This window comes from Lacrimispora sp. (genome assembly GCF_032078915.1).
In the GTDB taxonomy this organism is placed as follows: Bacteria; Bacillota; Clostridia; order Lachnospirales; family Lachnospiraceae; genus Lacrimispora.
Window position 1 is genome coordinate 203,029 of sequence record NZ_DAMAUN010000002.1, and the last position, 6,629, is coordinate 209,657.

Sequence of the window (6,629 nt, forward strand, 5' to 3'; positions counted from 1 at the left end):
TTTATTCCTCCCAACTTTAGTTTTCAATACCCTGTTTGTACCGTTTGGCTCCATCTGAAAAAGCCTGGAAATAAAGGGCGAGTTCATTTTCAATATTTCGGGAGGTATTACCGCTGGCAATCATGCATACGCCATCCACGATCATTTCTTTTTGGATATGCTTTCTCTTAAGCTGGGTTTTTAATTTGTTTGCAATTGGCATGTAAATGAGATTGGCGAAACACACACCATAAAGGGTTGCCACAAACGCAGTACCGATGGAACCTGCAAGCTCTGAAGGATCATCAAAACCGGAAGCAAGTACCATGATCAGTCCCATAACGGTACCGATAACTCCCATGGTAGGAGAAAAACCCGCAGCAGCCTCAAATACGCTCGCCTCAATACTTTTTTGCTGAACATAGGCTCTGATATCAGATTCCAGGGTGTACTGGATGGATTCCGGCGTCTTCATTTCCTGTATAAGAACCAGGCCTTCCTTAAGAAGCAGATATTCCTCCTGATTCAGTTCCGGATCCCTGCTTATATTTTCCAGGCAAGTGACTCCCTCCGTCCGGTATCGGGTCGCAATCATTGATATCTTGGCAATCATTTTTTCCATGCTGGCGGAATGGGGATGCTTAAAACTTCGAAGCATGGCCCGCATAGCCATTGCTATGTCATTGAGGGAATAAGATGCAATGACAGCGCCAAAGGTTCCTCCTACCACGATGATGAAAGGGCTTAAGAGGAAAAGAGAATATATGGCGCCTTTTTCCAAAACAAAACCTGTTAAAAGAGCACCGACTCCGATTATGATACCAATAAGCAGTGAAAAATCCATAACTTTTCTCCTTTGTAACTAAGATTTGTAACATCATAATTCTATCATATAATAATGAATTTCTGACGCTAAAAAAGCGCTAATATTACAATGAGATTTCGTTATGGATTTTTATATATAATGCCGCAATGCTCAAGGAAAGACGTATCTGGCTGCGTTTTTATTTACCGCGCTTTGATTAGTTTAATAAAATCCAGTGCCTCATCGGCCGGAACCATCTGGGCCGTAATTGCCACTCCATGTTCCGACAGATACAGAAAATCTGCAATATCTTCTTCTGATACACTGACTGCTTTTTTTAACATTCGGGTGTTCTGCTTTCCGCCCATATTTCCCACATTCACCTGATCCATGTGGAAGCCCGCATCGTAAAGCCTGCATATGGTTTTTGGGCTTTTGGCAACCAGGAATACCCTTTCCCCTTCGTATTTTTCAGCGCACAGATTCGCGGCAGCCTTTTCTACGGTAAGAATTGAAAGCTTGCACTGCTTCGGACAGGCCAGTTTAAGAGCCTCCTTATTGATTGTATCCTTTACAACCTGATCATCAACCACCATAATCCTGGTTGCTCCTGTAACCTGGCTCCAGACAGTAGCTACCTGTCCGTGAATCAGACGGTCATCGATCCGGACATTTACAATCTCCATCATTAAATAGTCCCCTTTCATTAGTCTTTTACGGTTATAAACACAGGCGAGGTCCAGGCGGCGTCTCCATTTTTCTGCCAGATGCGAAGCCGTAAGTTTCCGCTTTGCTCCATCCGGATCCTTCTTTTCCCGGTAAGTTTATAGGAGCTTTCAGGATATGCCTTTCCTATGCGGATTTTATAGGCATTGTGCCACCATGGATCATTCCGGTAATGAGTGATATCACCCCAGTTTTCCTTTGTCAGGCAGTTCACTTCATCCCAAAGCGCCATAACCTGGGAGCTGTTAAGCAATTCCCTCACTGGAAGGAGATATTCCTTTCCATTGACGAGCAGGCGCAGAACGCTGTTCACATCTGCTTCCACTTCAAAGATAAAGCCCTCTGCGGCAGCCTTCTCCGACCCCATCCATTTACCGGAAGCCGGAGACTGATAGGTAGTCATGGTAAAGCTGCAGCTCTTGTCATCATCCTGAAAAATTTCCTGACCATAGTGATTCCAGCACGGTTGGGCGGAAAGCAGTCTTCCGTCCGTTTCCAGACGTCCTTCCCAGTCTTTCCTCAGGTGGTTATGGTAGACCCTGGTATCCGGTCCCCAGCCAAGTTCCAGACGAAATTTGAACCGGATCAATCCAACCTGCTCCTCCCGTTCCCATGTGCCTGAATGCACAACCATTTCCTCTAAGACATTATCTCTTAAAATTTCCACCCTGTCTACCGCTCCGGTCCCATTTATCTGAAATTCTAATTCTACTTCTTTGCCTGCTTCAATTTCAGATCCCATTGGTGCCGAATTCACATAGTAGTCAACTTCAATCCTGCTCCGGGATACCCCGTAGGTTCTCCGCCTTGTCAGTCCTTCCCAGATGGATTCCTTTGTACCATCCTCTGCCAGCACACACATGCTTCCATTTTCAAAAACACCGGGAATACTGTGGTTATCACCTGCCGCAATGATGCCGATTTTATACCCTCGTTCAAGGCCTTTCTCATAGGTCGTCTCTCCTGTCCGCGGCCCCATATGGACATGGCGGTCCATAGATAAAGGCCCATCGTCATTTTCACTGGAGCCGTGGCTGGAATAAATTTCTGCTATGGGAGAAAAGGTTTCGTTATGGGTATCCCAATTCTTACCTCTGGAGCCCGGCTGGTATGCCAGATGGTGTGGGATTCCAATGACCTCCTGCCCCTCATAGGCGGCGGCCAGATCCTGGTAGCGCATCGGATGCTCCTGCTTTCCGTTATTGTGAAGGAAAAACACATTATGATCTCCATCCAGCCCGGCTCCCTGCCATTCATAACCCATGAACATTGGAAATCCCTGTCTGTTGGCTTCCCCGGTAAAGCTTCTTAATAATTCCCAGTCCCTGGCAATTGCTTCATCATCGTACCGGTCCTCCACCGCAAGCCCTGACGGTGTGGGCCGCATGTAAAACGGATAATAAGCCACCGGCCAGAAATCCATCTGTTTTTTTATATGTTCATACCACACCGGAAGCTCATTCATTTGCTCATGGTGAATATTACTATGCATGTCTGTCCAAAACTTATTGTATTTCATGGAAACCTCCCAACTATTCTCTTGGATTTATGAGTGTGTTTTTATCTGTTTTATGGTTGCTCACTCTTCCGGTTTTTTCACCTGCCCCCATGCTTTTAACCGCCGCTTTTCATCAGCCTGCATTTACATGATCCCTAAAAACACCATAACAGCCGTAAAAGCAACGATGCCGAGAATAATCTTTGTAGCGGACCACTTCTTTTTATCCATCAGATACCACACTGCCAGAGTAAGCAAAAGGGGAAGTATCCCAGGCATTATTTTATCAAAAATCTGTTCCTGCAAAGAAAGAGACATTTCACCGCTGACAAACTGGTAAACCACATTTGCTTTTACAGTTGTTGCAGCAACTCCGCCTATTACGATCAACCCCATCATGGTGAGTCCGGTAGTGATTTTATCTGCAAGGGAACGGTTGGTGAAAAACAGGTTTGCCGCACCGATCCCCATATCATATCCTTTATGAAACAGATACCACTGCAGGCCAACCACACTGGTAAGCCATACTGCGCAAAAGAACAGGGGACCAACGGGATTTCCATCACTAATGCACATGCTCATGGCAATACTTAGCAGAATCGGACTGTAGGTACCGATTAACATAGAGTCTCCAATTCCGGCAAAAGGCCCCATAAGCGCATTCTTGGTATTAACAATCAGCTCTTCGCTGACATCTTCCCCCATGGCACGGGCTTCCTCCATGGCAATGGTAATACCGGGAATCAGGGCACCAAGCTGAGGCTCTGTGTTAAAAAACTGCATATGGCGCTGAAGGGATTTTTTGTATTCACCGGAATCATTTTTATAGAGTTTCTTTAAAATCGGTTCCAGCACATGGCAAAAAGCAAGTCCCATCATACGTTCAAAATTCTGGGTTGCCTGTATAAAGAAAATGTAAGACCAGGCAGCCTTGTTAATATCCTTTTTGTTAAGTAATGAGTTTTCTCTTTTATTCTTCATAACAGCCATCCTCCTCTGTGCTTTGTACCGGAGCCGGTACGGCCGCTTGTGTTCCGCCCTGGGCCATAACAAAGATAAATGCAATTGCAGTTGCAAACACAGCCAGCGCAGTAACAGACATATTGGTAGAACCGATCAGGATCCAGCCCATCAAAAACAATACAAGCATCCATTTCTTTGAAAGGGACTGCTTAAGCAGCATGGCAAATCCAATGGCCGGGAGCATCTTTCCGGCCACCTCAAAAAAGTGCAGGATTCCCTGTGGCATACTGGTGATCAGGAATTCTGCCAGGGGTGTTCCAAGATAACAGATCAGCATGGCAGAGCCGCCCTGGAGAATAAAGCTTGGAACGGCTGCCAGATAAGTGGCGCGGTGAATTCCGGCCCCATCTCCCTTTTCTGCGGCAAGATCTCCCATATGAGGAAAATAGGCATTGATCGTCATGATAAAATTAAACAGCCCAAGTCCCAGCATGCTGAGAGGGACCGATAAGGCCACTGCCTGTTCTCCGGTACCTCCGGCTGCCAGTGCTAACGGTATCCCGATATAAGCTGCCCAGTTCACATCCGCCGGCATAGCACCTCCGGGCGTGATCTGTCCGATAAATAACGCCTGAACCATGGCGCCTGCAATGACGCCCCCTCTTACATCCCCTAAGATCACGCCGATAATCAAACCGGCTACAAGAGGACGCCCAATCATATTCCACCCTCCGGTTACCCCAAAAAACCATGGTGTACGCTTACTGCCAAGATAGGCAAAAAGTCCTATCAGTAAAGCTTGTAAAAAAGTCATACCTTATTCCTCCTTTTATTATTCTTCGTAATCCCCATCCGCGACATCAGATTCTTCAAACTGTACCATTGCATTTTTACCCGCTGTCAGGCTCTCTGCGGCAATTTCAGAAGCACTGTCCATGGAACCTCTTGACAGATACCCTTCCAGTACTGCCGGAAGGTTTGCTCCGCCGATTACCGCTATTTTGCCAGGCCGTTCCATTTTCATACGAACGGAGACGTTAAACGGGGATCCTCCGGTCAAATCCGTATAAATCAAAATTCCGGTGCACTGGGAAAGCCTTTCAGCCGCTGCCGCTAATTTCCCGGTTAGAATCTCTATAGAATCTTCCTCCAGGAAATCCACTGGTTCATAATACTCCGGCTCTCCAGCCAGCAGGTTCAGTCCGCTTGTGATCCCTGCGGCATAACTGCCATGGCCTGTTACAATCATACCTACCATCCTTTTCCTCCTTTCATTTTCCAAAGCTGACATAATCTTCTGGATTCTTTGAACTTGCGGTCTTACACTCCTTTCTGTTAATTTTCCATTCTGGTTTTATTGTAATTTCACCTTTCAGAATCGGATCTCCTGTCTCTTCCTGATATACCAGTAATCTCTGGCTCATTTCCTTCAAAACCGAAGTGTATTCCCCGTTATGTGCCAGGTTATTGCGTTCTCCCGGGTCATAAAGAAGATCGTAAAGAGCTTCCTCGTACTTTGTCTGGCTTTCCAGATCCTGCTTCAGAAAATAATCTTTTGTCATAGATTCATCGATGTTTGACTGGTTAATCTTCAAATAGGCTGTATCATAATAGCGGATATATTTGTAACGCTTCGTGCGTATACAACGTGCCGGCTCATAGGACGTGTGGAAATTGATTTCGGCAAAGACATCGGACCTGATTTCCTCTTTCTTCCCTGTCAGCAGAGGAACCAGTGATTTTCCTTCCAGATATTCCGGTTTCTCCAGTTCAAGGAGCTCGCAAAGCGTAGGAAATACATCCATATGGGAAACAAGACTGTCTGCAACGGTTCCATTGGCCAAAGCTCCCGGCGAACGAAGCATCAGATTCACACCGATCCCGCTGTCAAACAAAGTACATTTTGAAAAGGGATTTGGCAAACCGTGATCTGTTGTAAAGAGTATAATGGTATTTTCCCATAACCCCTCTTCTTTTAAGCAGGAAATCACCTGGCCAAAACAGGCATCTGCGCATCTGACACTCATCAGATAACCTGCAAAATCGTTCCGGGTTTCCCTGGTATCCGGAATCGGATAAGGGGGAAGGGCATATTCAGGGTCAATATCATCATCGATCTTATCAGGAAACCGCCGATGAGTTGCGTACATTCCGTAAGAAAGGAAAAAGGGGTGTTCTTTGTTATAATTTTTCAGCCACCGGCAGACTTTTCGTGCATTCTCCTTATCCCAGTCCACCAGCTCTTCCTGTGAATATCCGGAATTATCTGCGGTCAGCTCTTCCTGATAGCCAATCTCGGCCGCTCCCAGTTTCCGGTCCAGATACCAGCCTGCTTCATGCTGGATTCCGCAAAGAACGGTATAGTAGCCATTTCCGTTCAGATAATGAACCAGATGTTTGCTGTAATCCATGGTAAAGCCTCTCTGGGCCAGACCTAACATGCCATTCTGATGTGGATACGTACTTGTCAGCATTGCCGCCCGGCTGGGCGAACAAGTCGGACCTGCACAGTACGCATTCCGAAACACGGCTGCTGTCCTGGAAAAAGATTCCATATTCGGTGTGGGAACCTTATAACCATAGGGACTTAATACCCGCCCGGAATCATGGGTATGAATATACAATACATTTTTCACTAATTGTACCTCCTTCTGTTAA

The 6,629-nt window shown here is 46.2% G+C and carries 7 protein-coding genes; all 7 read right to left on the reverse strand.

Features of this window, described 5'->3' with window-relative positions; all coding sequences use genetic code 11:
• Positions 1 to 16: 16 nt before the first annotated feature.
• The 7 genes from RT269_RS01995 to RT269_RS02025 all read right to left on the reverse strand — a co-directional run bounded on the left by RT269_RS01995 (position 17) and on the right by RT269_RS02025 (position 6,607).
• The gene (locus RT269_RS01995) at positions 17 to 823 is read right to left on the reverse strand and encodes a motility protein A (protein WP_313180324.1); all 807 of its coding nucleotides are present in this window, start codon (positions 821 to 823) and stop codon (positions 17 to 19) included.
• 164 nt (positions 824 to 987) lie between these two features.
• Positions 988 to 1,473, reverse strand: a complete 486-nt coding sequence (locus RT269_RS02000; RefSeq protein ID WP_313180325.1) for a PTS system mannose/fructose/N-acetylgalactosamine-transporter subunit IIB — start codon at positions 1,471 to 1,473, stop codon at positions 988 to 990.
• 17 nt (positions 1,474 to 1,490) lie between these two features.
• Positions 1,491 to 3,029, reverse strand: coding sequence for a hypothetical protein (locus RT269_RS02005; RefSeq protein ID WP_313180326.1), 1,539 nt, complete (start codon positions 3,027 to 3,029; stop codon positions 1,491 to 1,493).
• 123 nt (positions 3,030 to 3,152) lie between these two features.
• Positions 3,153 to 3,989 (reverse strand): PTS system mannose/fructose/sorbose family transporter subunit IID, encoded by an 837-nt coding sequence (locus tag RT269_RS02010; protein ID WP_092249950.1) that lies wholly within the window; start codon positions 3,987 to 3,989, stop codon positions 3,153 to 3,155.
• Positions 3,979 to 4,785: a PTS mannose/fructose/sorbose/N-acetylgalactosamine transporter subunit IIC gene (locus RT269_RS02015; protein WP_313180327.1), complete on the reverse strand. Its 807-nt coding sequence runs from the start codon at positions 4,783 to 4,785 to the stop codon at positions 3,979 to 3,981. Before RT269_RS02015 ends, RT269_RS02010 begins: the two co-directional genes overlap by 11 nt.
• 18 nt (positions 4,786 to 4,803) lie before the next feature.
• Complete coding sequence (locus RT269_RS02020) at positions 4,804 to 5,229, reverse strand: PTS fructose transporter subunit IIA (protein ID WP_313180328.1); 426 nt, start codon at positions 5,227 to 5,229, stop codon at positions 4,804 to 4,806.
• A gap of 13 nt (positions 5,230 to 5,242) precedes the next feature.
• Complete coding sequence (locus RT269_RS02025) at positions 5,243 to 6,607, reverse strand: sulfatase family protein (RefSeq protein WP_313180329.1); 1,365 nt, start codon at positions 6,605 to 6,607, stop codon at positions 5,243 to 5,245.
• Between the last annotated feature and the right edge of the window lie 22 nt (positions 6,608 to 6,629).